Origin of the sequence: Marinobacterium sp. YM272 (genome assembly GCF_050908845.1) — a bacterium.
GTDB lineage: Bacteria > Pseudomonadota > Gammaproteobacteria > Pseudomonadales > Balneatricaceae > Marinobacterium_D.
This window is the reverse complement of the sequence record NZ_CP194171.1, coordinates 2,007,885-2,033,395: the sequence shown is the minus strand read 5'-3', so window position 1 is coordinate 2,033,395 and position 25,511 is coordinate 2,007,885. Positions and strand designations below refer to the sequence as shown.

30 protein-coding genes are annotated in these 25,511 nt (G+C 58.2%); 10 read left to right on the top strand and 20 right to left on the bottom strand.

Annotated elements, in window-relative coordinates; genetic code table 11:
- Nucleotides 1-35 precede the first annotated feature (35 nt).
- Nucleotides 36-800: an electron transfer flavoprotein subunit beta/FixA family protein gene (locus ACQUQP_RS09075; RefSeq protein WP_432698474.1), complete on the top strand. Its 765-nt coding sequence runs from the start codon at nucleotides 36-38 to the stop codon at nucleotides 798-800.
- 15 nt (nucleotides 801-815) lie between these two features.
- A complete protein-coding gene (locus ACQUQP_RS09070) occupies nucleotides 816-1,757 on the top strand; it encodes an electron transfer flavoprotein subunit alpha/FixB family protein (RefSeq protein WP_432698473.1) in 942 nt (313 codons plus the stop codon).
- Nucleotides 1,758-1,820: 63 nt separating this feature from the next.
- On the opposite strand, the gene ACQUQP_RS09065 is transcribed toward ACQUQP_RS09070, so the two are convergent.
- The 7 genes from ACQUQP_RS09065 to nifH all read right to left on the bottom strand — a co-directional run bounded on the left by ACQUQP_RS09065 (nucleotide 1,821) and on the right by nifH (nucleotide 8,054).
- Nucleotides 1,821-2,567 (bottom strand): 4Fe4S-binding leucine-rich repeat protein, encoded by a 747-nt coding sequence (locus ACQUQP_RS09065; protein WP_432698472.1) that lies wholly within the window; start codon nucleotides 2,565-2,567, stop codon nucleotides 1,821-1,823.
- Nucleotides 2,557-2,832: a DUF6129 family protein gene (locus ACQUQP_RS09060; RefSeq protein WP_432698471.1), complete on the bottom strand. Its 276-nt coding sequence runs from the start codon at nucleotides 2,830-2,832 to the stop codon at nucleotides 2,557-2,559. Before ACQUQP_RS09060 ends, ACQUQP_RS09065 begins: the two co-directional genes overlap by 11 nt.
- Nucleotides 2,829-3,545: a dinitrogenase iron-molybdenum cofactor biosynthesis protein gene (locus ACQUQP_RS09055; protein WP_432698470.1), complete on the bottom strand. Its 717-nt coding sequence runs from the start codon at nucleotides 3,543-3,545 to the stop codon at nucleotides 2,829-2,831. The genes ACQUQP_RS09060 and ACQUQP_RS09055 overlap by 4 nt, the downstream gene beginning before the upstream one ends.
- A 13-nt stretch (nucleotides 3,546-3,558) precedes the next feature.
- A complete protein-coding gene (gene nifT / locus ACQUQP_RS09050) occupies nucleotides 3,559-3,768 on the bottom strand; it encodes a putative nitrogen fixation protein NifT (protein WP_104002706.1) in 210 nt (69 codons plus the stop codon).
- A 136-nt stretch (nucleotides 3,769-3,904) separates the two neighbouring features.
- Nucleotides 3,905-5,476: a nitrogenase molybdenum-iron protein subunit beta gene (nifK, locus tag ACQUQP_RS09045; protein ID WP_432698469.1), complete on the bottom strand. Its 1,572-nt coding sequence runs from the start codon at nucleotides 5,474-5,476 to the stop codon at nucleotides 3,905-3,907.
- Between the two features lie 93 nt (nucleotides 5,477-5,569).
- Nucleotides 5,570-7,051 (bottom strand): nitrogenase molybdenum-iron protein alpha chain, encoded by a 1,482-nt coding sequence (nifD, locus tag ACQUQP_RS09040; RefSeq protein WP_432698468.1) that lies wholly within the window; start codon nucleotides 7,049-7,051, stop codon nucleotides 5,570-5,572.
- Nucleotides 7,052-7,181: 130 nt separating this feature from the next.
- Nucleotides 7,182-8,054, bottom strand: a complete 873-nt coding sequence (gene nifH, locus ACQUQP_RS09035) for a nitrogenase iron protein (protein WP_432698467.1) — start codon at nucleotides 8,052-8,054, stop codon at nucleotides 7,182-7,184.
- A 418-nt stretch (nucleotides 8,055-8,472) separates the two neighbouring features.
- Here nifH and ACQUQP_RS09030 point away from each other — a divergent pair, with 418 nt between their 5' ends.
- Entirely contained in the window at nucleotides 8,473-9,312 is an 840-nt protein-coding gene (locus ACQUQP_RS09030; protein WP_432698466.1) for an SIR2 family protein, read from the top strand.
- Between the two features lie 239 nt (nucleotides 9,313-9,551).
- On the opposite strand, the gene ACQUQP_RS09025 is transcribed toward ACQUQP_RS09030, so the two are convergent.
- From ACQUQP_RS09025 to nifL, 13 genes are all read right to left on the bottom strand, one after another.
- Entirely contained in the window at nucleotides 9,552-9,791 is a 240-nt protein-coding gene (locus ACQUQP_RS09025; protein WP_432698465.1) for a hypothetical protein, read from the bottom strand.
- Between the two features lie 272 nt (nucleotides 9,792-10,063).
- The gene (locus tag ACQUQP_RS09020) at nucleotides 10,064-10,387 is read right to left on the bottom strand and encodes a DUF3144 domain-containing protein (RefSeq protein WP_432698464.1); all 324 of its coding nucleotides are present in this window, start codon (nucleotides 10,385-10,387) and stop codon (nucleotides 10,064-10,066) included.
- Nucleotides 10,377-10,580 (bottom strand): hypothetical protein, encoded by a 204-nt coding sequence (locus tag ACQUQP_RS09015; protein ID WP_432698463.1) that lies wholly within the window; start codon nucleotides 10,578-10,580, stop codon nucleotides 10,377-10,379. The genes ACQUQP_RS09020 and ACQUQP_RS09015 overlap by 11 nt, the downstream gene beginning before the upstream one ends.
- A gap of 29 nt (nucleotides 10,581-10,609) precedes the next feature.
- On the bottom strand, nucleotides 10,610-10,876 hold the full coding sequence (locus tag ACQUQP_RS09010; protein WP_132286824.1) for a BolA family protein: 267 nt from the start codon (nucleotides 10,874-10,876) through the stop codon (nucleotides 10,610-10,612).
- Nucleotides 10,876-11,193 carry a Grx4 family monothiol glutaredoxin gene (gene grxD / locus ACQUQP_RS09005; RefSeq protein WP_432698462.1) on the bottom strand — a complete coding sequence of 106 codons (318 nt, stop codon included), beginning with the start codon at nucleotides 11,191-11,193 and terminating at the stop codon, nucleotides 10,876-10,878. The genes ACQUQP_RS09010 and grxD overlap by 1 nt, the downstream gene beginning before the upstream one ends.
- A gap of 16 nt (nucleotides 11,194-11,209) precedes the next feature.
- Nucleotides 11,210-11,629 carry an ankyrin repeat domain-containing protein gene (locus ACQUQP_RS09000; RefSeq protein ID WP_432698461.1) on the bottom strand — a complete coding sequence of 140 codons (420 nt, stop codon included), beginning with the start codon at nucleotides 11,627-11,629 and terminating at the stop codon, nucleotides 11,210-11,212.
- Between the two features lie 42 nt (nucleotides 11,630-11,671).
- The gene (locus tag ACQUQP_RS08995; RefSeq protein ID WP_432698460.1) at nucleotides 11,672-13,273 is read right to left on the bottom strand and encodes a nitroreductase family protein; all 1,602 of its coding nucleotides are present in this window, start codon (nucleotides 13,271-13,273) and stop codon (nucleotides 11,672-11,674) included.
- Between the two features lie 2 nt (nucleotides 13,274-13,275).
- Nucleotides 13,276-13,872 (bottom strand): nitrogen fixation protein NifQ, encoded by a 597-nt coding sequence (locus ACQUQP_RS08990; RefSeq protein ID WP_432698459.1) that lies wholly within the window; start codon nucleotides 13,870-13,872, stop codon nucleotides 13,276-13,278.
- Nucleotides 13,872-14,294, bottom strand: a complete 423-nt coding sequence (locus ACQUQP_RS08985) for a hypothetical protein (protein WP_432698458.1) — start codon at nucleotides 14,292-14,294, stop codon at nucleotides 13,872-13,874. The genes ACQUQP_RS08990 and ACQUQP_RS08985 overlap by 1 nt, the downstream gene beginning before the upstream one ends.
- Before the next feature lie 11 nt (nucleotides 14,295-14,305).
- Nucleotides 14,306-14,584 carry a 4Fe-4S binding protein gene (locus ACQUQP_RS08980; protein WP_432698457.1) on the bottom strand — a complete coding sequence of 93 codons (279 nt, stop codon included), beginning with the start codon at nucleotides 14,582-14,584 and terminating at the stop codon, nucleotides 14,306-14,308.
- A gap of 10 nt (nucleotides 14,585-14,594) precedes the next feature.
- On the bottom strand, nucleotides 14,595-16,106 hold the full coding sequence (gene nifB / locus ACQUQP_RS08975; RefSeq protein ID WP_432698456.1) for a nitrogenase cofactor biosynthesis protein NifB: 1,512 nt from the start codon (nucleotides 16,104-16,106) through the stop codon (nucleotides 14,595-14,597).
- A 280-nt stretch (nucleotides 16,107-16,386) separates the two neighbouring features.
- Nucleotides 16,387-17,994, bottom strand: coding sequence for a nif-specific transcriptional activator NifA (gene nifA, locus ACQUQP_RS08970; protein WP_432698455.1), 1,608 nt, complete (start codon nucleotides 17,992-17,994; stop codon nucleotides 16,387-16,389).
- Between the two features lie 10 nt (nucleotides 17,995-18,004).
- The gene (nifL, locus tag ACQUQP_RS08965; protein WP_432698454.1) at nucleotides 18,005-19,588 is read right to left on the bottom strand and encodes a nitrogen fixation negative regulator NifL; all 1,584 of its coding nucleotides are present in this window, start codon (nucleotides 19,586-19,588) and stop codon (nucleotides 18,005-18,007) included.
- Between the two features lie 284 nt (nucleotides 19,589-19,872).
- On the opposite strand from nifL, the gene rsxA reads away from it, so the two are divergent.
- From rsxA to ACQUQP_RS08930, 7 genes are read left to right on the top strand one after another with little or no spacing between them, the layout of a single operon-like run.
- A complete protein-coding gene (rsxA, locus tag ACQUQP_RS08960; RefSeq protein WP_432698453.1) occupies nucleotides 19,873-20,445 on the top strand; it encodes an electron transport complex subunit RsxA in 573 nt (190 codons plus the stop codon).
- Nucleotides 20,446-20,473: 28 nt separating this feature from the next.
- Complete coding sequence (locus tag ACQUQP_RS08955; RefSeq protein WP_432698452.1) at nucleotides 20,474-20,998, top strand: RnfABCDGE type electron transport complex subunit B; 525 nt, start codon at nucleotides 20,474-20,476, stop codon at nucleotides 20,996-20,998.
- 27 nt (nucleotides 20,999-21,025) lie between these two features.
- Nucleotides 21,026-22,567 carry an electron transport complex subunit RsxC gene (gene rsxC, locus ACQUQP_RS08950; RefSeq protein ID WP_432698451.1) on the top strand — a complete coding sequence of 514 codons (1,542 nt, stop codon included), beginning with the start codon at nucleotides 21,026-21,028 and terminating at the stop codon, nucleotides 22,565-22,567.
- Nucleotides 22,564-23,634, top strand: coding sequence for an RnfABCDGE type electron transport complex subunit D (locus tag ACQUQP_RS08945; RefSeq protein ID WP_432698450.1), 1,071 nt, complete (start codon nucleotides 22,564-22,566; stop codon nucleotides 23,632-23,634). The genes rsxC and ACQUQP_RS08945 overlap by 4 nt, the downstream gene beginning before the upstream one ends.
- Nucleotides 23,631-24,326 carry an electron transport complex subunit RsxG gene (gene rsxG, locus ACQUQP_RS08940; protein ID WP_432698449.1) on the top strand — a complete coding sequence of 232 codons (696 nt, stop codon included), beginning with the start codon at nucleotides 23,631-23,633 and terminating at the stop codon, nucleotides 24,324-24,326. The genes ACQUQP_RS08945 and rsxG overlap by 4 nt, the downstream gene beginning before the upstream one ends.
- Nucleotides 24,323-25,024 carry an electron transport complex subunit E gene (locus ACQUQP_RS08935; RefSeq protein ID WP_432698448.1) on the top strand — a complete coding sequence of 234 codons (702 nt, stop codon included), beginning with the start codon at nucleotides 24,323-24,325 and terminating at the stop codon, nucleotides 25,022-25,024. The genes rsxG and ACQUQP_RS08935 overlap by 4 nt, the downstream gene beginning before the upstream one ends.
- On the top strand, nucleotides 25,021-25,287 hold the full coding sequence (locus tag ACQUQP_RS08930; protein ID WP_432698447.1) for an RnfH family protein: 267 nt from the start codon (nucleotides 25,021-25,023) through the stop codon (nucleotides 25,285-25,287). The genes ACQUQP_RS08935 and ACQUQP_RS08930 overlap by 4 nt, the downstream gene beginning before the upstream one ends.
- The last annotated feature ends 224 nt before the right edge of the window (nucleotides 25,288-25,511 follow it).

Here is a 25,511-nt window from a genome sequence, read left to right as displayed (position 1 = left end):
CCTGAATACCCCGCTTTTGAGAGAAGGTTAAGCGCATGAAAATCCTGGTCGCAGTTAAACGCGTGGTCGATTACAACGTCAAAATCCGGCTTAGAGATGACGGCTCTGGCGTTGAACTCAATAACGTCAAGATGTCGATCAACCCGTTCGACGAGATCGCCGTCGAGGAAGCTATTCGACTGAAAGAGGCCGGCGTCGCCTCCGAAGTGGTGGTGGTTTCCGTCGGCACCAGCAAGTCGGAAGAGACCCTGCGCAGCGCGCTCGCCATGGGCGCCGACCGTGGCGTACTGGTGGATCTGGGCGATGCCGGCATCGAACCCCTGGCAGTGGCCAAGGTACTGAGAAAGGTGGCCGAACAGGAGGACCCGGGGCTGGTGATTCTGGGCAAACAGGCGATCGACGACGACTGCAACCAGACCGGACAGATGCTGGCGTCCCTGCTTGGCTGGGCACAAGGGACCTTCGCCTCTGTGGTTGAGGTGGTCAGCGCCACCAGTGCAAAGGTGACACGTGAGGTGGATGGTGGCCTGCAAAAGGTGCTGCTCAAACTGCCCGCCGTCGTGACAACGGATCTGCGCTTGAACGAGCCACGCTACGCCTCGTTGCCCAACATCATGAAGGCGAAGAAGAAACCGATCGGCAAGCCAACTCTGGCAGAGCTCGGACTCAGCGAAACCGATATCGCCCCGCGGTTGGAGGTGATCGAAACCCGGGCCCCGGAGACACGCTCTGCAGGGGTAAAGGTGACCAGCGTCGCGGAGCTGGTCGACAAACTGAAAAACGAAGCCGGCGTTCTTTAAGCGGGAGGAAAAATCATGACCACACTGTTAATCGCAGATCACGATAACACCAGACTCTCCAGCCATACCGCGAAAGCGCTCACTGCGGCATCGAAACTGGGTGAGGTACACCTGCTTGTTGCCGGCCATGACGTTGCGGCGGTAGCCGATGAAGCGGCACGGTTGGTAGGCGTCAGTAAGGTGCTGGTGGCCGACCACCCGGAATTGAGCCATCAACTGGCCGAATCGCTGGCCAGCACAATACTGGCGCTGGCAAAGGACTATTCCGCCATCGTCGCTGCCGCGACCACAACGGGCAAAAACATCCTGCCCCGTGTGGCCGCACAACTGGACGTGATGCAGCTGTCTGACATTGTCGAGGTGATAGCCGAGGATACCTTCAAGCGCCCAATCTATGCCGGCAATGCAATTCAGACCCTGCGTTCACACGATAAAATCAAGGTCATCACCGTACGCACCGCAAGCTTCGCAAGCGCCCCAATGAAAAGCGCAGCAACGACAGGCGCTACACTCATCGAGCGGATCGACGCCATGACCGGCGAGAAGCTATCCGCCCATGTTGCCGATCAACTGTCGAACTCGGATCGACCGGAACTGGCGTCGGCAAAGATAATCATTTCCGGTGGCCGCGCCCTCGGCTCTGCCGACAAGTTCACTGAGGTGATCCTGCCTGTTGCCGACAAACTCGGTGCCGCGGTGGGTGCATCCCGCGCCGCTGTGGATGCGGGCTTTGCCCCCAACGACTGGCAGGTGGGCCAGACCGGCAAGGTGGTATCGCCTGACCTGTATATCGCCTGCGGTATCTCCGGTGCGATCCAGCACCTGGCGGGCATGAAAGATTCAAAGGTGATTGTGGCCATCAACAGCGACGAGGACGCCCCGATCTCTCAGGTGGCGGATTACCAGCTGGTTGCCGACCTGTTCGAGGCGCTTCCCGAGCTTGAAAAGCAGCTGTAAGTCGAGCGGGAAGACGGGCCATTGAGGCTGCGCCATTAGCTCAAAGCGCGGGGCAGCCTCGGGTCAGGCGTCGGTCTTCGCCAGTCGCGACGCCACCAGATCCCGTACCTCGGGATCGGGATCATCCTTTAACCTCGCCAACGCGCTCAGCGGCGCATCCATCGCCGCCGCCAGACGCACGGTCCAGTCGCTGTCTTTCAACATCGGTACCACGGCCTCGCCCTCCAGGCGATCAGCCACGATGCGGCGCACTTCCGCCTCGGGATCGTGCATCATCAGGCCGAGACTGACCTCCGGCAGGCGACGCGCCACCAGTTTACGGACCTGACGGTCCGGGTCGCGGATCATGCGGAACAACCGCCCTTCCGGCAGTCGCTGGGTGACATAGGCACGTACCAGGTAATCGGAATCGCCGGCGAGCTTTTCCAGATGCTCCACCGGAATCCGGTCGGCCACGGTGATACGGACCTCTCGGTCCTCATCGTTAATCAGCGCCAGCAGCTTTTCGCGCGGCAGACGATAGGCCACGGCACGGCGAACCGCCTCGTCCGGATCACGGATCAGCTTGTCGAGCGCATCCAGCGGCGCGTAACGCACGGCGATGGCACGACGCTCCCAGAAGGAGTCCTGCAGGTAGTAGATCGCCAGATGCGGGTTAACCCGCAAGAACCGGTCGATCTGCCGGCCGCTGTGGGCGGCAACGCAGACATCCCCGGGCACGCAGCGGCCTGTCAGCAGCAGGTCGGCCTTGAAGCGGCAGAAGCGACAATCGGCGACCGGAGTCAGGTCGCCGCCCTGCTCAGTCGTCATCCGCAATCACCTCCGCCAGCACCACGCCGGATGCGCTCTCGGCATCGTTGGATAGCTTTGAGCAGTGGTCGCTGGAGTTCACCAGGTAAAGATTGAAGCTGTCGTACTCTTTCCAGGGCTTGGCGGTTGCGCCGATATCGTCGTCGAAGCACCAGGTAAAGTGATAGTCCGGGTATTTGACCCGAAGATCTGCAATCAGCGGCTCGCCCATTACCTGGGACGCGGCGAACTCAGCGATTTCGTTAAGCGTCGTTTCAGTGATCATGCGAGTTCCTCCTCATCCTGGCGAAAACGTATACGTTCCTCGGCATCGACGCCCATCACCTTGGCGAGCCAGGGCGGCGGATTATTACCGATAACCCCTTTCAGCTCGGCCATCAGCTCGGTCGCTTCACCGCCATCGGGCAGCTTGACCGGATGCAGACCGGCACGCACCACCTTGGCGGCAGCGGGACCGCCAATGGAGACGGTGTAGAGCAGCTGACAGTCTTCGATCAGGCCGGCCCGATAGATGTTTTTGTCCTCTTCATCCGGCGTTTTTCCTGCGCTTCGAATATCCACCAGTCGAACTTCAGCGTCGGATACCTGGTAGATCAGAAAACGGGCACAGGAGCCGAAGTGGCCATCTATTCGGGTGTCATGGTTGGACGCACAGGCGATACGGATGGAGCCCGGCATATCGCCATCCGCATAGGGTTGGATTTCGGGCAGGGCTTCTTCGCCGGCCTCAACGTTAACACCTATGCCTTTCAGCAGGTTAAGCGCGGCTTTCAGGTGCGCCGTATCGATCTCGGCAAGCTCTTCATTGGCCGCGGCCTTTAGCTTGGCGACCTTAAGCCGGCCCAGCTTGGTTGGTGTAATCGGCAGACCCAGCGCCGAGACCAGCACAGTCATCAGGCGTTTCGGGTCTGTGTCGGGAAGCGCCCGGGCGGCAAGCCCGATACGCAGAGCAACTTCGGGGGAAAGTTTATCTGCCATGGCACTGTCCTCTTTATCCGCGCTTGGCGCGCAGGGTGATCGGCAGCTTGGGCGGAGCATCGAGCGGATCGATGTAGTAGCGGGTACCATCGGTCAGCTCGATGGTGCCACCCCAGCTGTCATCTGAAGTGAATTCGATGGAAGAGATCTCGTCTTCCTGGTCCTTCTTGGCGACATACAAAGTCATTTTGCCTTCGTTCTGTCGGATCATTACGTTTGGCATGGGTCTATCCTCTCGGCAGAGAACCGCTTGGTGGAGAAGCCTGCCGCTGCAGAAGCAGACGGCAGGCAGTGTACCGACCTACTACCCCGCTCCTGCGCATCCATGCGCACGCGGGGTACCGTACATCCTGTACGTATTAACGAACCAGGTCGTAGTTGAAGTCGGTGGTCTGCATGCCGCGCGTATCGTCGTCGAGACGATCCAGAACAGCGTTGACGATGGTGGTCAGCATCTGCATAGCGCCTTCGTAACCCAGGGTAGTCTGGCGATGCAGGTGGTGACGGTCGAAGATCGGGAATCCGAGACGGATCAGCGGTACCTCGAACTCCTTGCCCTTGTACAGGGTGTCGCGGGAGATCTCTTTACCGTAGGAGTTACCGATCAGGAAGTCAGGCTTGTTGGTGAAGCACAGGGAACGCATGTGCCACAGGTCCTTGCCGATGTGTACTGTGCTGTCAGCACCATACGGAGAGGAGGCCAGAATCGCTTCCATCTCTTTTCTCCAACGCTTGTTGGCGTGGTTGCAAAGAACATGGATAGGCTCAGCACCCAGCTCCAGCAGGAACTTGGTCAGACCCATGACGAAGTCAGCATCACCGTAGAGAGCGAACTTCTTGCCGTGCAGCCAGGTGTGGGAGTCGGTCATCATGTCGACCAGACGACCACGCTCAAGCTCCAGAGCAGCACCCACCGGCTTGCCAGTGATCTCGGAGACCTTCATCAGGAAGTCATCGGTGTATTCCAGACCCATAGGGATCTTCAGCTTGGGTACTTCATGCTTCCAGGTGTTCTTGACGAACTTCTCGGTTTTCACCAGCTGCCAAGGCTGCAGCATGATGGTATTCAGCGCGTTCGGAGCATCCTTGATCTCGTCCAGGGTAGTACCGCCTTCATACATGCGGAACTGACCGTCGGCCGGAGTATCAAGCACTTCTGATGGATCTGACAGCAGGGTCGCATCGACACCCATGTCAGCCATCATGCGCTTCATGACACGGAAGTTACCCAGGTAGGTTTCGAAGCCCGGCACCAGGTTAAGCTTGCCGCTCTTGCCGACTTCCTTGTCTTCCATGAAGTTCAGCGTGAAGTAGCGAGCGATACCTTCGAACATGTTGTCCCAGCCAGTGGTGTGGCTGCCGACGAAGCTCGGGGTGTGCGCGAACGGAGTCGGGAACTCCTGCTCGATGTGACCTTCCTTCTTGGCGTTGCCGATGAAGGCGTTCAGGTCGTCACCGATAACCTCGGCCATACAGGTGGTGGAAACAGCGATCATTTCCGGCTTGTACAGCGCTTTGGCGTTTTCCAGGCCGTCGAACATGTTTTTCTGGCCACCGAATACCGCCGCGTCTTCAGTCATGGAGTCCGATACGCAGGATACCGGCTCTTTGAAATGACGGTTGAAGTAGGTACGGAAGTAAGCGACGCAACCCTGGGAACCGTGTACGTAAGGCAGGGTCTTTTCAAAACCCAGTGCGCAGAGTACGGAACCGAGCGGCTGACAGGCTTTCGCCGGGTTCACGGTCAGCGCTTCACGCTGGAAGTTCAGTTCCTGGTACTCTTCAGTGGTAGTCCACTGGAACACTTCGTCGATCTTGGCCTGCGGATGCTTCTCTTCGAAGTCATCGCGTTTCCGGGCCAGCATATCCTGGTATTCGTCTTCAAGGAAAAGCGGATAGCTCGGCTTGATATTGTCAACTGACTGACTCATTTCAATCTCTCCTCCCGCGCCACTAATCTGTGAACTGACGGGTTAAAGTGGGTAGTTGGGTTCACGGCCAAGGCCGCGAACCTTTCAGCCAACTCAGGCGCTGGCAGCAACGGCGGAATCTTCTGCCGCTTCAGCTTTCCAGGGAGCCTGCAGCTTTTTCCAGCAGGGGTTGTTCAGGGTCATATCCATGTCACGGGCGAAGATCGCGAAACCGTCGTAGCCGTGGTACGGGCCTGAGTAATCCCAGCTGTGCATCTGACGGAAAGGGATACCCATCTTCTGGAAGATGAATTTCTCTTTGATACCAGAGCCGATCAGGTCAGGCTTAACTTTCTTGACGAACTCTTCGAATTCGTAGCCGGTCACATCATCGTAAAGCAGGGTAGCGTTACCCATTTCCTTGATGGTGCGATCGTAATCGTCGTTGTGCGCGAATTCGTAACCGGTACCAACCACTTCCATACCGAGATCTTCATAGGCACCGATCACGTGACGCGGGCGCAGACCGCCGACGTACAGCATGACGCGCTTGCCTTCGAGACGCGGACGGAACTTGTCGATAACGGCCTGGTACTCGAGCTTGTACTTGGCGATAACCTCTTCCGCTTTCTTCTGGATAGACTCATCGAAGTGGGAAGCGATTTTGCGCAGGGACTCGTCGGTTTTGGTCGGACCGAAGAAGTTGTACTCAACCCAGGGGATGCCGTACTTCTCTTCCATGTGACGAGAGATGTAGTTCATGGAGCGGTAGCAGTGAACCAGGTTCAGCTTGACCTTCGGCGTCAGCTCCATCTCGGCGATGGTGCCGTCACCGGACCACTGAGCCACAACGCGCAGACCCATCTCTTCCAGCAGGATGCGGGAAGACCAGGCGTCACCACCGATGTTGTAGTCACCGATGATCGCCACGTCGTAAGGCGTGGTTTCAAAGCTGTTGTCGTCGTCACGCTTGTCCAGCGCCCAGTCACGCACCGCGTCGTTGGCGATGTGGTGACCCAGGGACTGAGACACGCCACGGAAGCCTTCACAACGAACCGGAACGACGGTCTTGCCGGTGTCTTTGGTGGCTTTCTTGGCTACGGCTTCGATGTCGTCACCGATCAGACCGATCGGGCACTCGGACTGGATGGAAACACCTTTGTTCAGCGGGAACAGGGTTTCGACTTCTTCCAGCAGCTTGGCCAGCTTCTTGTCGCCGCCGAATACGATGTCCTTCTCCTGGAAATCAGAGGTGAAGTTCATGGTAACGAAGGCGTTGATGCCAGTAGTACCGATGTAATAGTTACGACGACCATTACGTGAGTACTGACCGCAGCCGACCGGACCGTGAGAGATGTGGATCATGTCCTTGATAGGACCCCAGACCACACCCTTGGAACCCGCGTAGGCACAACCACGAATGGTCATTACACCCGGCAGGGATTTTTTGTTAGAAGTGATGCACTTCTTGGACTGCTCTACAGACTGATCGTTGGTTGCCAGGTGCTTGGCACGATCTTTCTTGGCTTTTGCAGGATAGACTTCGAGCACTTCATTGATAAGCGCATCGGTCTCTTCACGTGACATGACAGACATGACCTGTCTCCTTTACATGTTGGGTTGCGAACAGAGGCTAATCTGCCCCATGCTCGTCCTCGGAGCGGGCAGCCCCCGGACATACCGGGAGGCCCCCCGTCCTGCCGACAACTTGCAATACCAGACCGAATTACTCTTCAGCCGCAGTCTTACCGATGATGCTGGTGTCTTCCTCGTCCATGATGCCGAACTCCATCAGCAGAGCTTCGAGCTCATCCATGGTTACAGGAGTCGGGATAACCAGCAGCTTGTTGTCTACGACTTTCTGTGCCAGGGCACGGTACTCATCAGCCTGCTTGGCGGCCGGATCGTACTCGATAACGGTCATACGACGGATTTCAGCGCGCTGTACCACGTTGTCACGCGGAACGAAGTGGATCATCTGAGTGCCCAGCTTCGCAGCCAGTGCTTCGATCAGCTCATCTTCGCGGTCAGTCTGACGGCTGTTGCAGATCAGGCCTGCCAGGCGCACGCCACCGGAGTTAGCGTATTTCACGATACCCTTGGAGATGTTGTTGGCTGCGTACATAGCCATCATCTCGCCGGAGCATACGATGTAGATTTCCTGAGCCTTGTTTTCGCGGATCGGCATAGCGAAGCCACCGCATACAACGTCACCCAGTACGTCGTAGAATACGAAGTCGAGATCGTCTTCGTAGGCACCTTCCTCTTCGAGGAAGTTGATAGCGGTGATTACACCGCGGCCGGCGCAACCAACACCCGGCTCAGGACCACCAGACTCGACGCACTTAACTTCGCCGTAGCCGGTTTTCATTACATCTTCAAGTTCCAGGTCTTCCACGGTGCCGGCTTCAGCAGCCATTTCCATGATGGTGTTCTGGGCTTTGGAGTGCAGGATCAGACGGGTAGAGTCTGCTTTCGGGTCACAGCCCACGATCATGACTTTCTTACCCATTTCAGCCAGGGCAGCTACCAGGTTCTGAGTAGTGGTAGACTTACCGATGCCGCCTTTTCCGTAGATTGCACATTGACGCATTGCCATAGTGTTGCTCCTCGTTTCGGACATTGCTTCCGAGCCCAGACTCACAGCCTATTACTGAGTCGCCTCGGCCTTCGTAACTTCCCGCTACTCGTTGCGAAAGCTGTACCAGAATTGGCATGCGAATTTATCTAATTGTTTCTAAAAGGGTTTTCTTTCACCCCCGCCGTGTTGGCACTGTGTAACCCACGACAAATCCCCCGTTGTCTGTCGCAACAACAACAAAAAACCCTGCGCTTTGTCAGGGCTTATACCTCTGTCGACAATGCGACAAACGCCCACATCCATCACGACGTTGGCTTTCATACAGTCGACACTAACTTTAATAATCAACAAGTTATCCGTGGCGTAACTATTGCAGCCTCTCTATATGGCCCACTACGGGCCGCCACTGTCAGAACCCAACATGAAAGGCCCAGCCATGTATAAAGAGCTAATTGAAGGTATTCAGAATGGTAAGATCGTCCCCTACCTCGGGGCCGGTGCACTCAAGGATGTAACCAGTAAACTCGACGGCAGCCCGATCCCCGCAGACAGCGACAGCCTGATCCTGGCGATGAACAACGGCCAGCCGATGGCGCCACGCCTGATGTATGAGTTCCCGCGCGCGGCCATGAGCATGGAGAACAAGAAGGGCCGCAGTTTCGTTACCCGTTTCCTTAACGAAACCTACGGCGAGAAGGAGTGGAGCCGGGGCCAACTGCACGACTGGCTGGCGGACCTGAAGCCCAACTACGTGATCGATGTGAACCGCGACACCCAGCTGCTCGACAGCTACGCAGACACCGAACACAACCTGATCCTGGGCGTGGCAAGAATCATGGCCGGCAACTACCGCTTCAAGATCTTCCATTACGATGGCAGCAGCTATAAAGAGATCGAGCAGAGCGAGGTCAACACCAGCCTGCCGATCCTGTTCAAGCCGCTGGGTGCGCCGAAGCCGGAAGCCAACTACATCGCGGCCGATGCAGACTTTGTCGACTACATTACCGAGCTGATGGGAGGCTTCGCGATCCCCTCTTTCCTGAAGGAGTACCGCGAGAAGAAACAATACCTGTTCCTGGGCATGCGTTTCACCCGCGACACCGAGCGCATGGTGATGAGCGATATCATCTACGCCGCCGACGAACCGGCCGGCTGGGCATTCATCCCTGAGCCCAACGACAAGGAACGTCGCTTCTGCAAACTGAAGAAGATCGAGATTATCGAAGAGGACTGGACCGCGTTGCTGAACACCGAAGCTGCGCGGGCTACTGCCTGATTTATCCCCTGTCCCGGCCTTTACTGGCCGGGACAGGAACCTCTTAAAACGGTCTTATACCGACGCCCTGGCGCCCCAGCTATTTTCCTTTCCCGTTTTATAGAATTTATCGCAGGCTTTTCGGTAGATGGAATATCCGGCGTTGAAATACCCAGTTAGCTATGAAATCTTTAATACGAAGTAGCTGAAAAACCTCAGCCGTATAAATTCCAGCTCAATTTCGAAGGGCTTTAATTCAGTTACTGCATTGGCATGCTTGCACCCATAGATCCAGCAATGAGAATGATTGCCAGTCCCGCCAGCTGCAGAAAAAATGGATTTTTCGCTTCAGACCAATGAAGTATTAAATAGATAATCGAAACGGGCGAGATTATCAGGCACGCCAACCCCCATAAAATACTTGTTCTAAAGGCAGCTATCAGAAATCCAATTCCGCCGATAACAACGATTAAAACGCCAACGAACACCAATATATCCATATATTTAGACCCTGCTATTCAATGCACCTTATATTCAGGATTACCGGGTACTCCAGTCACCCAGGTTTTCTAATATAGATGATGCTGGCAGCTGCCGACAGTCTGGGGTAAAACTCGAGTCAGAGGGACTCGTCGTGATGCAGACGGGATTGCATAGCGGCTCTATGGTCGCATGAAGCATGCAGTAGCAGCTACGCGGTGAAGGTGACTTTGCAGAAACCAGGGGGAAACGGCCGGTTTGTGGCTTAAACCGGCCAACGCTGAAGTTCGCGTTAGTGCGCGGTTTCAGACTGCTCCGACTGGGCAACTCCCATGTACTCCTCGAAGTTGGCGATATAGTCCATCAGGTTGCCGTCATACAGCTTGCGGAAACGGTCGGTGAAGTACTCCACCGCCTTGTCGCGCTTGCCGGAGAGTTCATCGGCACTGGTTACACTGCTGGCGGCGATGTAGGCATTAAAGCGGGCGGCGGCATAGATGAATGCGACACCCATCTTGTGCTCGCCATGCTTGGCGCCCATCTCGTTGGCGATCTCGATCAGCTTGTTGGTGGCTTCAACGAACTCGTCATCAAACAGGTTCTCTTCAGTACTCATCGTGGTTCTCCATCAGTTTTCGCTGGAAGGTGGACTGGCGACCGATCGACAGGTGGCGATGACGGCAGTAGCGACCGGCGGCCAGCAGCATCGCCACACGGGCGATACCGCGCCCTATGCCGCTGCGTTCAGTCAGGCTGGCAAACTGGTCGAGGGCCTGATCGCTGTTTTCATGGGGTATCAGTGCTTTCATGGTGGGCACCTCCGCTTGTCACCGGGCGATCAGCACTCGAGCTGGACCAGGTGTGTGTTTTGCAATTCGGCAAACTGCGCCGGCGTATAAGCCTTGATCGTCAGCGCATGCAGGCGCCCTGTCTTCAGCTGGGTTTGAAACAGCGCAAGGACCGACTTCTGCCGCTGCATCAGGTTCTGCCCTTCGAACGATTCGCTGATGATGGCGAGGGTGAAACTGCACTCTTCACCGCTGACATCGATCTCGGCATCCGGCAGCGCCTGCTGGATGATCGCTTCGATTTCACTGGTCTCCATCAGGCACCTCCCACGGCATCCATCATCGGCTTGAGACTGCCGTCTTCGACCATGGCAACAATCACGTCGCTGCCACCTACCAGCTCACCTTCGATGAACAGCTGCGGATAGGTTGGCCAGTTCGATACGCTGGGCAGCTTTTCGCGGATAAACGGTGCTTCCAGTACGTTGACGAAGGCGTAGCCGGTACCGGTGGTTTTCAGGGCCTCAACCGCGTTGCGCGAAAAGCCGCACTTGGGCTCTTCCGGCGTACCCTTCATGTAGAGAAGGATCGGGTTATCGGCCAGCTGTTTACGGATCTTGTCTTCAGTTGTCATGGTGCGTACCTCAGGTTTATTGGCCTACCGCCTGGCGGTGCGTGGCCATGAGCAGTTTCATGATCTCTCGGCTGCCGGCAACTTCCTGTGCGGAAAAACCGTCCAGCGTTTTAAGCCCTGTGTTGGCGCCGCTGGCCAGCAGAATCTCGACCATTTCGCGACGCGCCGCGGATGCAGCCCAGATCAGTGGCGTGGCGCCGTTGGCATTCTGGTTGTCCACGTCGACACCCTGGCCGATCAACATACCCACCGTAGCCGCATCGCCGGAGCGGATCGCGAACCAGAGCGCGTTGTTACCGTCATCGTTACGTTGATTAACCTCGGCGCCGAGGCCGATCAGCCTGTCGACCTCCGGACTGTCGCCGCGGTGAGCGGCCTGCATCAGCGCCGTCATGCCGTACTCACCTGCCGCATTGGGGTTATCTGCTGTATTCATGCACGCTTCTCCCGGCAAGGTCGATCTGCTGAATTCCTGATACTAGGCATCGGCCACCTCCCGCAGATGGTGGTAGCCGGACATGCCGCTGACCCGCTCATCCTTCAGGCCTTCACCGGCAGCAAAGCCATAAACAACCTGTAATGACTGGTCTTCGATACCGAGTAGCTGGTGCACGCCGTCATCGAAAAAACAGCCGATGCCGGTGCCATTGAGTCCCAATGCCGAGGAGGCCAGGTAAAGGTTCTGCCCCAACATCCCGGCCTCTCGGTAGAGCTGCTGATAGGCGGTCAAACCCTGGTGTTGCAGCGGCGCGTCAAACTCAGCCAGCATCATCAGGGTGACGGCGCTGGAAGCGGCGATCATCTGGTTGCAGCACAACTGCGCTGCAGCCTTGCGGGTATTGGCGGTTTTCAGCTTCAACAACCGCAGCTCAGGGGCGGGATAGACCTCCTGCAGCGCCGGCCAGCGGGTACAAACACTGCGCAGTAGTGCATCACCGGATTCAGAGCGGGGCATCAGGTAAAGCCCCGGTTCCAGCTCTTCCACGTTGTGTACGAACAGCAACAGGTGCACACCAACGGGCTCCAATTGCATGCGGCTGAGGCCCGGCATCAGCGGCCGTAACAGAGCACTGAACTCTTCACACTTGAGCCTTCGATTATTGTCATAGCCCTGCGCACTCCGCCGTTGCAGCACTGTCTGCCTGGCATTCAGTTCTGCGTTGGCAAACTCGGCCATCTCACTCGGTACGCTGACCAGTTGGGCGGACATCTGCGTATCAAACTGCCCCGCCATCGCCTCGCACTCGCGCCAGCGCTGCAGCGGACGTGGTCCCAGACGTGAGGGTGTGCCCTTCCAGTCACCGGACGCCCGGCACTCTTCAGCCAGTTTGGCGATATCCATAACGCTATCGGTCAGCTTTAACAGCAGCTCCGGGTGCTCCGCTTCCACACCCTGGTATTCGGGTCGATCGATACCGCAGATCGTCGCAAGAACGTCCCGATCAGAACCAGCCAGCTCAAACGTCCAGCCTTGCAAAGCCGCCGAGGCCTGACACTGTGCCAGTTGATGTCCGCTATCAAGCAGGCAGTAACGCAGGCTGCGCTCACCGTATTTCCAGGCTTCCCGCTGCAGCACCGAGGTCAGCACCAGGCTAAGACCTGTGACACTGTCTGCTGACAGCTCAAGGCGCTGCTCAAGACAGTGATTCAGCACGTCGTAGTGATAGACCCCAGCAGCCCAATGACTAGAGGCCGGCAGTAACAGATAGATTTCACCCGGGTGCAGGTTGCCGCTGGACGGGTTGGCACGAAGCGACCAGCGATCCGGTCCGAACGCCTTCCAGGCGGTCAGCCCGGCGGCATAGCGCAGAAACTCAGACAGGCTTGCAGGTGTCAGCGCCCGGGGCTCAAGCTGGCCCGAAAACAGGATGCCGGCATCGGCTGCGTCGGCACGATCATCCGGCAACGGCAGCGCAATGCGCGGCGCACCGTCGAAACTGCGAAATACGTTGGGCTGGTCATCCCAGTCCAGTGTTTCCGGCCCCGGCGCATAGCCCTCGAAGCGGTGCTTACTGAGCTCATGATAGGCGCGGAGCTGCTCCATCGCGGACGTTTGGGTATTCGCGGCTAATACGGCCATGGCTACTCCTCCGGTCCGAAGCAGTCGGCATAGGCACTGCACTGATCACAGCTCGGTGCGCGGCAGACATAACCACCGCCACGCTCGCAAAGCTGTTTGTAGAAAAACCGCTTCCACTTCATATCGCGATCATTCAGCGATTTGAGCGCCGGGTAAGCCAGTTGCATCATCTCGCTTAACAGCGAGCGGTCCGGAAAGCCCAGGTCACGCCAGAGGTGATCGCCACCCAGGCAGCCAGTCGCGATGATTAACGACAGCTCTTGAGGTGCACTGGGCACACGGAAGCTTTCCAGCAGCTCGACCAGCTCGACACGTTCGTCATCGCGGATGCGCATCAGCTCTTCGCGCAGTTCCGAACGGGTCTGTATCAGATGCTGTTCCGCCGGATCAGCGGCGATGAGATCGCTATCATCGCTGAAATACCGTTCGACCAGAGCGTCGAACTGCGCCGCCTCCAACCCCAGGTTCAGGGGCAGGCAGCCGATCCCAAGACGGGGACCGAGGATTAGGTGAGCGAGATGACGGTCGGTTTCTCCACCCGCCGCGACCGCCATCAATCGCTCTAACTGGTTCAGTGTCTGCACCGCTGCCATCGCCATCAGGCCGACTCCGCTTTGCACGCGTCAAGCGTGTGGCTCTTGGGACAGGTTTCGATATCCTCATCCGGAAGCCGTTTCAAACCGATCAACTGATCGATCTGCCCGGCATCGAAACCCTGCAGACACTGTCCGCTGACTACCATCAACGGACGTCGAATAAGTAGCGGATCAGCGCACAGCTGCGCCAACACCGCTTCGGGATCCTTCAGATCGAGCGCCAGTTTGCCCGCTTTCAGATCCGGATGACTCTTGTTGATCCAGCCCGACACCTCGGTGCCGAGAAAGGGGCGAAGGCTGTCCGGTGACCACTGGGCGCTGAGCAGGTTGCGGGCATCCAGGGAATGCCCCGCCTCCTGCAGCAGCCGCTTCTGCTTGCGGTTGTTTATGCAACCAGGCTTTTCGTAGAAGATCACCTCAGCCATCGCTTCGCCCCTTATCGTGCCTGGATCTCGGCCATCGCTTTTTCCATCATCTCCGGTGGAATCCCGGTGAGGGAGCCGGCCGGATTCACTGCCTCGCCAGCAGCATCGAGGATCGCGCCTTCGATCGGGCAGATACTCGCGCACTGGGGATCGGCATGATCGCCTTCACACTCGGTGCACTTTTTCGCATCGATCATGAAATGCGGCTTGGCGTCGTAGATTGCGTCTGACGGGCATACATCCACGCAGGCCCAGCAGTTAACGCAGCTTTCGATAATGCTAAGAGACATGCTTACCTCCTCAGGCGGTCATCTGGCTGTCTTCGGACTTGGCTTCATCCAGCTTGCCGGTCTTGATCATCTCTTCGTAGACGTCCATGACCGCTTCCTCGATCGGCTCCATGGCATGCTCGCCGTTCGGCGCGATACCAGCCTCTTCCAGCAGCCCCCAGGGCTCGAAACCGATCTTGGAGCAGAGCACAACCTCGCAGCCCGACAGGGCCCGGATACTGCCGGCCAGCGCACTTTCCTTCTCACCGCAGGTATCGTTACCGATGCAGTACTGATCGACCTTGCGGTGGCTGATAAAGCGCACACCATCGCGCGAGGCTTCGTAGATCAGGAACTCGGTGGCATGACCGAAGTGCTGGTTGATCATGCCGCCACCGCTGGTGGCCACCGCCATCAACACCGGACGGAAGTGCTTGTTGTCCACGGCGGGACCACTGGGCACCTTGACCGCCGCCAGCGCAGCGCGGCGTTTTTCCTTCTCCGCCAGCTCTTCCTCGATACCCTGATGAATAACGGCGCGCTTCTTCATCGCCGCGTCGTAGTCGATATCCATCGCCTCGATCTTGTCGATGGTGAACTCATCACCGCGGTCCTCACCGAGCAGACCCACCGCATCGGCACGGCACTGACGGCAGTGGCGCATCATGTTCATGTCGCCGGAGCAGGCATCCTGCAGGTCCATCAGCTCTTCGTTGCTCGGTCCGCGCTGCCCCATGACACCGTAGAAGGTGCCGTGTTCGGCTTCGGCGATCAGCGGCATCACGTTGTGCAGGAAGGCGCCCTTCTGCTTGACGATGCGGCTGACTTCCTTGAGGTGGTCGTCGTTCACACCCGGAATCATCACCGAGTTCACCTTCACCAGGATGCCGCGTTCCACCAGCATCTCGAGACCCTTCTGCTGACGCTCGATCAGGATCTTGGCGGCCTTCTTGCCGCGGATACGGCGGTTGTTCCAGTAGATCCAGGGGTAGATCTTGGCGCCGATCTCCGGATCCACGGTATTGATGGTGATGGTGACGTGGTCGATGTTGTGCTTGGCCAGCTCTTCCACCGCGTCCGGCAGCGCCAGGCCGTTGGTGGAGACGCAGAGCTTGATATCCGGTGCTTCGGCACTGAGGCGACGGAAGGTCTCAAAGGTGCGATCCAGGTTAGCCAGCGGATCGCCGGGGCCGGCAATACCGAGCACGGTCATCTGCGGGATATTGGCCGCCACCGCCTTGGTTTTCTTCACCGCCTGATCCGGGGTCAAAAGCTCGGATACCACACCCGGGCGCGACTCATTGGCGCAGTCGTACTTGCGGTTGCAGTAGTGGCACTGGATATTGCAGGCCGGCGCTACCGCCACGTGCATACGGGCAAAGTAGTGGTGAGCCTCTTCCGAGTAGCACGGGTGGTTGTGAACCTTCTGTTTGATCTCGTCTGACAGATGTGCCAGCTGATCATCGTTACTGCCGCAGGCACTGGCTGAACAACCGCCTTCAGTGCTCGGACTCTGTTCTTCGTTCAGGACTGTCAACTCCATCGTTTTCACTCCTCTGAGGCCTCAGGGCCGGTTGTCAGTTGCAGATCACCTGCTGACAAGAGAGTTGCAATCGATGGGCCATTCTTTATCTAACTGTTTTAAAAGGATTTATATTGATTTAGGGGAGGATTTTCTTGTGTCTTGTGATACAGACGGCGGGGCATTGTCATATCTACTACATCCGGCTTTGTTAGCCGCCCCCAAAGCGAAACAAGAAAAGAGAAAGCCCCGCCACGGCTGAACCGGTACGGGGCTTAGAGACTTATTGACGACGACTGGATCAGATCTTCTTCACATCGATATTCATGGTCTGGATACGATAGGCGATCTGTCTCGGGGTCATATTGAGCAGGCGTGCCGCCTTGGCCTGTACCCAGCCGGCCTGCTCCAGGGCAGCGACCACCCGCTCCCGCTCATCGAGCCCCGGATCGTCCAGCATCGGAGAAACCTCCGCTGGTGCAGAGGCGACGGCAGAAGACACCGGCATAGTCGCCGGTGTCGCTGCAACCGGCCTTTGCATAGCGATCCCCTGCAGGGACAGGGTCGAGGGTTCGATCGTGCCATCCTCGGTCATGATCGCCGCACGCTCGAGTACGTTTTCCAGTTCGCGTACGTTGCCCGGCCAGTTGTGCCCCACCAGTACGCGGATCGCCGCATCGGTGATGCTGAGTTTACGTCCCTGATTCTTGGAAAGTTTATCCAGCAGGAAGTTACACAGCTCAGGTATATCCGCGTTCCGTTCACGCAGGGCCGGCAGGTTGATCGGCATGATATTGAGGCGGTAGTACAGGTCCTCGCGGAAGTTGCCTTCCCGCACCTCCTGTTCCAGATCCCGGTTGGTCGCCGCAACGATACGCACATTGACCTTGATCGTCTTGTTACCACCGACCCGCTCAAACTCGCCCTCCTGCAGCACACGCAGCAGCTTGGCCTGGAACAGTGGTGATATCTCGCCGATCTCGTCGAGGAACAGGGTGCCACCATCGGCCTGTTCGAAACGCCCCTGGCGCATCTTCACAGCACCTGTGAACGCGCCCTTTTCGTGGCCGAACAGCTCCGACTCCAGCAGGTTTTCCGGCAGCGCGGCACAGTTCAGGCGTACAAAACTGTTGTGCGCCTTGGGCGAGTTGTAGTGAATGGCGCAGGCCACCAGTTCCTTACCGGTACCGGATTCGCCGCGGATCAGCACGGTGGTATCCCATTTGGCGACGCGGCGGATCTGGTCGAACACCTGCTTCATCGGCGTGGTATGACCCACCATCAGGTTCTCGAAACCAAATTTGCCACGCACGGTACGGCGCAGCTCGTCACGCTCGTCGGTGATATTACGCTGCTGGGTCTGTACCTGGGCCAATAGCCGTACCGCCTGGACCACCAGGTTGGCGACCATCTCCATGAAACGGGATTCATCGGCCAGAAACTCTTCCAGCTCCGAAGCGGGCTGGGCACTGAGGACACCGATCACCTCGCCGCTCTGGTCTTTTAGCGGCACGCCGATAAACGGCGCTTCCCAGTCATACAAAGCCAGCCGGTCGAGGAACTTGGGTTCCGAGGATAGCCGCATCAGCACCACCGGGTTACCGCTTTGGAGTATGGTGCCGATAATCCCCTCGCCACGGCGGTAACGGACCGCTGTTTTCGCCTGCTGGACCATCTCGGAGCCACTGTGAACGGCGCTGACGCAGAGCTCACCGAGCTCAGGATCCATCAGCGCCACCAGGCCATGCTTCATGCCGCCTTCGACGTGCAGCACCTTGAGCAGCTCATCGAGACTGGCCTTAAGGTCCAGTGATCGTGTCAGCGTCCGGCACACAATACTGAGAACGCTGAGCTGCCGGTCGAGCAGCTCGGAACGGTTACGCGGGGTAAAAATTCCTTGCATCGTCATAATCGGCTCCTTAGCTGCGGGCTGTTCCCAGGGGTAGATGGACACAGACTCTGCAGCCCTCCTGGTAGAGGGGATCGATATGTACGGTTCCCAGGTGCTCGGCGACGATCTCCTGAACGATGGTCAGGCCCATGCCATAGCCGGCACCCTTGTTGGTATTGGGTTTGGTGCTGAAGAACGGCTCAAATACGCGGGTACGGTTCTCTTCGGATACACCGGGGCCGGTATCGGAGATATTGACGACCACGTCGCCCCCCTCCACCCGGGCCACGATACTCAGCTCCCGGCGCGAGGTACCACTTGAGGCCATCGCTTCTATAGCGTTATCGACGAGCTGCTTGAACAGGCTGTGCAGGCGGCTCTCAAAACCGATCATCGCCGGCATGTGCAGCGGCGGATGCCAATCCACCAGAATGCCGTGCTTGAGCAGATCAGAGGTGGAGAGCTCCAGCACATTGCGCAGCAGCTCGTTCATGTTGATCGAACTCTTTACGCCCGGGGTTTCGTTGGGCAGCGCCTGTTCCAGCTTTTCGCGCGCTTCGTTGCCGGCACCAATCGCCTCACGCAGCGCTCCGATCACCTGCTCCGTCAGCGCACCCTCGTCACCCTTACGCTGTTCCAGCATGCGCACCGCGGCGTTCATCAGGTTCAACGGGCGTTGGAACTGATAGAGCGCGCCGTTAAGTGCCTCGCGCATACTCTGCAGCGCTTCCTCTTCGGCGATCAGCAGCTTGAGCGCATTCATCTGCTCGGCATGCTGACGCCGGCGCAGCTCGGTGACATCGTTGATCACCAGCATCAGGTAACGACGCTCCGGCTGAGCGAAGAAGGAGTCGGCGGTTTCATCGCCGATCTCGATCATGCTGCCATCGATGGAGAACCAGCGCGGCGTGCTGTTTCTGCCGATATCGAGGCGCACCTCGTAATCGCTGAAGCCAACGCCACGCTCACGGATGGTGTCCAGACGCTCGCCCATATCGTCCTGCAGGGCGCGCAGGATCACATGGCTGGGCTCCTGCGGGCACATATCGGTGGCGAGCGTCTTGTAAGCGAGGTTATCGAGGACAATTTTCTCCTCCTCATCAAGCAGTACCATCGCCACGTTGGCGGCGTTGACCGCCTTTTCGATCATCGCCTTCTGGTTCTGCACCCGCTGTTCCAGCGAGTAGAGTTCCGTAACGTCGCGATGCATACCCAGGTAATGGATCGGCTGGTTTTCTTCATCCAGCACCGGCGCAACCATCAGCTCGGCCAGGTAGCGCTTGCCATCCTTACGCCGGTTGACCAGTACGCCAGACCAGGGTTTGAGTTGTTGCAACCGACCCCAGAGTGCGTCGTAAACCAGACGTGGGGTGTTGCGGTTGGAAAGTACCGACTCGTTACGGCCCAGCACTTCGCTGGCCTCATAACCGGTTTCCTTGGTAAAGGCCCGGTTGCTGTAAAGAATATTGGCGTGAAGATCGGTAATCGAGATCGCGACCGGCGAGTGCTCTACTGCCTGAAAAAACACGCTGGCCGGCAGGCCCTGTAACAGCTCACTATTCTCAAGGACAGGAGTCTCATCGGTGATACCTGGCTTCTTCGTTTGCGCCATACGCTAGGCTCCTTTGGTGACGGGATATGCTGAGGAAGCAATTACTGCGCCACCCGACCGATCTCCTATATATAAAGAAAGACCACATAAAAACAGGGGTGAATGTAGCAAGGGCGACACATTAAAGTGCACGCCTGCACCGATCTGTTACAAAACCAACAATGTCGCTATTCACACAGGCGACCGACAAATTACTCCTTTATTTTTCAATCGCTTAACCATGGCACGCTTGGTGCAAATTCCACCCCAGAAGACTATCTGCCTGTCTGGAGGTAAAGCGCGACATGGAACTGATCACCCTGTTTATCGGCACTGTACTCGTGAATAACGTGGTGCTGGTCAAATTCCTCGGCCTGTGTCCGCTGATGGGCGTGTCCAACAAATTCAGTACCGCCACCGGCATGGGGCTGGCCACCACTTTTGTACTCACGCTCTCAAGCGTGTCCAGCTGGCTGATGGAGTACTACCTGCTGGAGCCGCTCGGCCTCCAGTTCCTGCGCATCATCTCGTTCATCCTGGTGGTCGCCGCGGTGGTGCAGTTCACCGAGATGATGGTGAAAAAAACCAGCCCGCTGCTGCACCAGACGCTGGGTATTTTCCTGCCGCTGATCACCACCAATTGCGCCGTGCTCGGCGTGGCGCTGCTCAACGTGCAGGAGGGACTGAGTTTTATCGAGAGCGTGGTCTACGGCTTTGGTGCCTCTATCGGCTTCTCGATGGTGCTGATCATCTTCGCCGGGCTGCGCGAGCGCCTGGCACTGTCGAACGTACCGGCCACCTTCGCCGGCGCACCGGTGGGGCTGGTAACTGCCGGCCTACTGTCGATGATTTTCATGGGGTTTGGCGGACTCGTCTGAGCCCGCCCTCAAAGAGGAGATATTCGCCATGGTAACTGCTGTTGCTGTCCTGACACTTCTTGGCCTGGCTCTGGGCCTGCTGCTTGGCTACGCCGATAAGGTGTTCGCCGTGGAAGAGAACCCACTGGTGAAAGAGGTCGAGTCGATGCTACCCGGCACCCACTGCGGCCAATGCGGGTTCCCTGGCTGCAGCGGCGCTGCCGAGGCGATGGTCGCCGGCGATGCGGAGGTAACCTGCTGTCCGCCGGGCGGCCGCGCACTGGCGCAGTCCCTGGCCGAAAAGCTTGGCGTCGACGCCGACCTGTCTGGTATGGCGTCCGAACCGATGCTGGCGAGTATCGAGGAGTCACTGTGTACCGGCTGCTGCCGCTGTTACCGGGTCTGCCCCACCGACGCGATCATGGGCGCCAACAAGCAGATTCATGTGGTCTTTGCCGATGCCTGTACCGGCTGCGGCAAATGTGTAGACGCCTGTCCGGAAGACTGCATCGCGATGCAGCCCGAGCAGGAAACCCTGGACAACTGGCATTGGCCAAAACCGGCGGCGGCTTAAGTGGCGGAACAAGTGGCGGGATAAGTTATGTTTGGAAAGCTCAAAATCAGAGGTGGCGTTCACGCGGAAGAACGCAAGGAACAGAGCACCGGTTTGCCGATCCATACGCTGGGCATTCCGCCGCTACTGCAGCTGCCGTTGCGACAGCATGCCGGCAGGGCGGCAGATCCGGTGGTCAGCGTCGGCGATCACGTGCTCAAGGGGCAGCTGATCGCCACTTCCACCGGTGACGATGTCTGCGCCTCACTGCATGCGCCGACCTCCGGTATCATCACCGCTATCGGTCCGGTCACGGCTCCGCACCCCTCCAGCCTGACCACCGAGGCAATCAGCATCGAGCCGGACGGCCTGGATAAAAGTCCGCAGCCGGGAGCGGCCATCGATCCGATGCTGCTGTCACCTGCCGAGATCGCAGAGCTTGTCGACCAGGCCGGTATCGTCGGCCTTGGCGGGGCCACCTTTCCCGCAGCGCTGAAGCTAAAGTCCGGCGCGCGTCAGAAGATCGATACACTGATCCTCAACGGCAGCGAGTGCGAACCCTATCTGACCTGCGACGATATGCTGATGCGTGAACGCGCCGAGGGGATCATCTCCGGTGCCCGTCTGATTCAGCGAGCCATCGGTGCCCGCCGCATCGTTGCCGGTATTGAAGACAACAAGCCGGAGGCGATCGCCGCGATGCAGGCGGCCGCAGAAGCATTCGATGACGTGAGTGTACAGGTGATCCCGGCGCGCTACCCGATGGGTTCAGCCAAGCAGCTGATCCACGCGATCATGGGGCAGGAAGTACCCGCCGGTGGGCGCAGTTCCGAGGTCGGCGCCCTGGTCCATAACGTGGCCACCGCCTTTGCGGTGCACCAGGCACTCTATGAGAACCGTCCGTTGATCTCGCGGATTGTCACCCTCTCCGGCCAGTGCATCGACACCCCACGTAATGTGGAGGTGCTGCTTGGCACCCCGGTGAACTGGCTGCTCGAGCATAGCGGCGGGGTGAGCGAACCACCCGCACGTATCGTTATGGGCGGACCGATGATGGGCCAGATTCTGCGCACCCAGGACGTGCCCGTCACCAAGGGAGCCAGCGGCATACTCGCACTGGCAGAGCCGGAGATCAGCAAGACAGAATCCTCCCCCTGCATACGCTGCGGCAGTTGCGTTAACGCCTGCCCGATGGGGCTGGTACCGCTGGAGATGGCTCGCCATTCCAACGCCGAGGATTTCGAGGGCGCTTCCGAGTTTGGCCTTAGCGACTGCATCCTGTGCGGTTCCTGCGCCTACGTCTGCCCTTCCCATATCCCGCTGGTGCACTACTTCCAGTTCGCCAAGGGAGAACTCAGCTCCCAGCGCGAACAGAGCCGGCGTGGCGAGTTGACCAAGTCTCTGTCCGATGCCCGCAAGGCGCGGCTTGAAAAAGAGGCCGCGGAAAAAGCCGCAGCCAAGGCCGCTAAAGCGGCGAAAGCCAAAGCCGCCAAGGAAGCACGCGAAAAGGCCAAGGCTGAAAAGGCCGCGCAGCAAGATAAAGAACAAACCGCTCAGGAACCCCAAGCCAGCGAGGAAAACGGATCATGAACCAACTGGTATCCTCCCCTCACGCCCACAATCGCAGCTCGGTAAAGCAGACCATGCTGCTGGTCTGCGCCGCCCTGCTGCCGGCCACGCTTTACGGGCTGTACCTGTTCGGCTGGCCGGCGATCAACCTGTTTGTACTCTGTCTGGCGACAGCCATCGGCAGTGAAGCCATCTGCCTGAAACTGGGGGGACGCTCTCTTCACTCCTGTATGGACGGTTCCGCGCTATTGTCCGGCTGGCTGATCGCCATGACACTGCCCCCCTGGGCGCCCTGGTGGATCGCCGTGGTGGGAACCCTGTTCGCGGTGGTGATCGGCAAGCATCTCTACGGTGGCCTTGGCCAGAACCTGTTCAACCCGGCGATGCTGGCCCGTGTCGGTCTGCTGATCTCCTTCCCGGTGGAGATGACCACCTGGATAGACGTGACACCGATCACCAGTGCCGACGCACCGGGATTCATTGAAAGCCTCGGTATCACCGCTGGCATCATCCCGATTCCTGACGCCGTCACCGGAGCGACGGCCCTTGGTCACGTTAAAACAGCCCTGACGATGGATATCACCGTGCCCGATGCCATGGCCGAGTCTTACAACGCCGGCAACGCCTTTTTCGGGACGATCCGCGGCAGCCTTGGGGAAACCTCTGCCCTGCTGATTCTGCTCGGCGGCCTGTTTCTACTCTACAAGCGGGTGATCAGCTGGCACATCCCGGTTTCCATGCTTGGCACGCTGATCGTGCTGTCCCTTGTGTTCAGCACGATCAACCCGAACCGGTTCGAGCCGCCGATGTTTCATCTGCTCACCGGCGCGATGATGCTCGGTGCCTTCTTCATCGCGACCGACATGGTGACCTCACCAACCACCGCCACCGGCCAATTGATTTTTGGAGCCGGCATCGGTGCTGTGGCCTTTATTATCCGCAGCTGGGGCTCCTTCCCGGAGGCGGTCGGCTTCGCCGTGCTGTTCATGAATGCGGTAACACCGATCATCGACCGCTACTTCCGGCCCCGTATCTACGGATACACCTACACCGGTAAACCGCTCAACAGCAGCAAGGAGTCATCATGAGCAACGATGGCATGACAACCACGCCGCTCGTCCCCAGCTATACCCGGGGAATCGGCTACCAGGCCGGCCTGCTGGGAGGTATGGCGATGCTGGTCAGTATCATTCTGATGCTGGGCGAGCACGGCACCCGCGAAGATATCCAGGCACGCCTCGAAGAGGATCGCCAGGTGATGCTGGAGCAGGTATTGCCTGCCAGCCTGTTCGACAACAATCCGCTGGCCACGACCACGCAGCTCGAGGGCAACCCCTTTGGCGGCGATCCCACTGTGTTTCTTGCCAGCAAGGAGGGTCAGCTGACCGGCGCCGCCTTTGAGGTGATCGGCCAGGGCTACAGCGGGGATATCGTGATTCTTATCGGTGTCAGCGCCGAAGGCGAGCTCACCGGCGTACGCACCATCGCCCATGCCGAGACACCGGGCCTCGGCGACAAGATCGAGATCGCCAAAAACGACTGGGTCACAAGCTTCAACGGCTTCTCGCTAACCAACCTGTCGGAGAAAGAGTGGGCGGTAAAAAAAGATGGCGGCCGTTTCGACCAGTTTACCGGCGCTACGATCACCCCCCGCGCGGTGGTAGACGCCGTTCATGAGGGGCTGAAAGTATTCAAGCAGCAGCGTGAGCATCTGCAGGCAGCCGCTGCCGACCTATCCAAAGAAGTAAGCACAGAAGCAAGCATGGAGGTGCAGCAATGAGCAGCCCATCCTACAAAGAGATCTGGGCCGAGGGCCTCTGGCACAATAATGTGGTCATGAGCCAGATGCTGGCACTCTGCCCACTGCTGGCGGTGACCACCACGGCCAGTAACGGGCTGGGCATGGGCCTGGCCTCTCTGGTGGTTATGGTGATCTCCAATATGCTGGTCTCGATGATCCGCGGACTGATAACACCCCAGGTGCGTATCCCAGTATTCATCGTTCTGATCGCCGCCATGGTGACCATGGTCGACATGTTCCTGAACGCCTGGATGCACGAGCTGTACAAGGTGCTGGGCCTGTTCATTCCGCTTATTGTCACCAACTGCGCCATTCTTGGCCGTGTCGAAAGCTTTGCGTCCAAACAGCGTGTGCTGCCGTCGATGCTGGATGGCCTGGCCATGGGGGTCGGCTTTACCTGGGTACTGGTGATGCTGGGCGCCCTGCGTGAGTTTTTCGGTGCCGGTACCCTCTTTGCCGATGCCTCGCTGTTGCTGGGTAACTGGGCCTCTGTCATCGAGATGACCGTCTTTCCCGATTATGGCGGTACGCTGTTGCTGATCCTGCCGCCCGGCGCCTTTATCTGCCTGGGGCTGATGCTGGCCGGCAAACGGGTGATCGACAGGGTACTTGAACAGCGCCGCGCGGCGTCTGCCACGGAAGATAACAACGAAGCATCCCTGGAGGGCGCCGTATGAAGGTTGCCGTCGCCTACGCCAGCTCCAGCAAGCAGGAGTGGCTTAACCTGAACATCGGGGACGATTCCACAGTAGAGGATGCCATTATCGAGTCTGGCATTCTGCAACGCTTTCCCGAGATCAACCTCAAAACCCAGAAAATAGGCATCTTCGGCAAGATGACCAAACTCAGTGCCAAACTGGCCGAGGGCGACCGGGTCGAGATCTATCGTAAAATCGTTCGCGTCATGGATGAAGATGACGACGATGATGATGACGACTGATCCTTAACAAGCGCCTGGCCGTTCACTCTTTCGAAAGCGCCGGTTCTCGTCACGCAGGGAGGTCTTGAAGGCTTTCGCAGCATGACGGACCGGCTCTGTTATTGACCCAAACGTCACCCCTTCCTGCTTTCACTTCAGTACAAATCGCGACTAAACTGAGCCATTGATCAGTGGCGCAAGGAAGAGCAGCTCCACCATCCTTCCCCTGTTATCATTCGATCAAC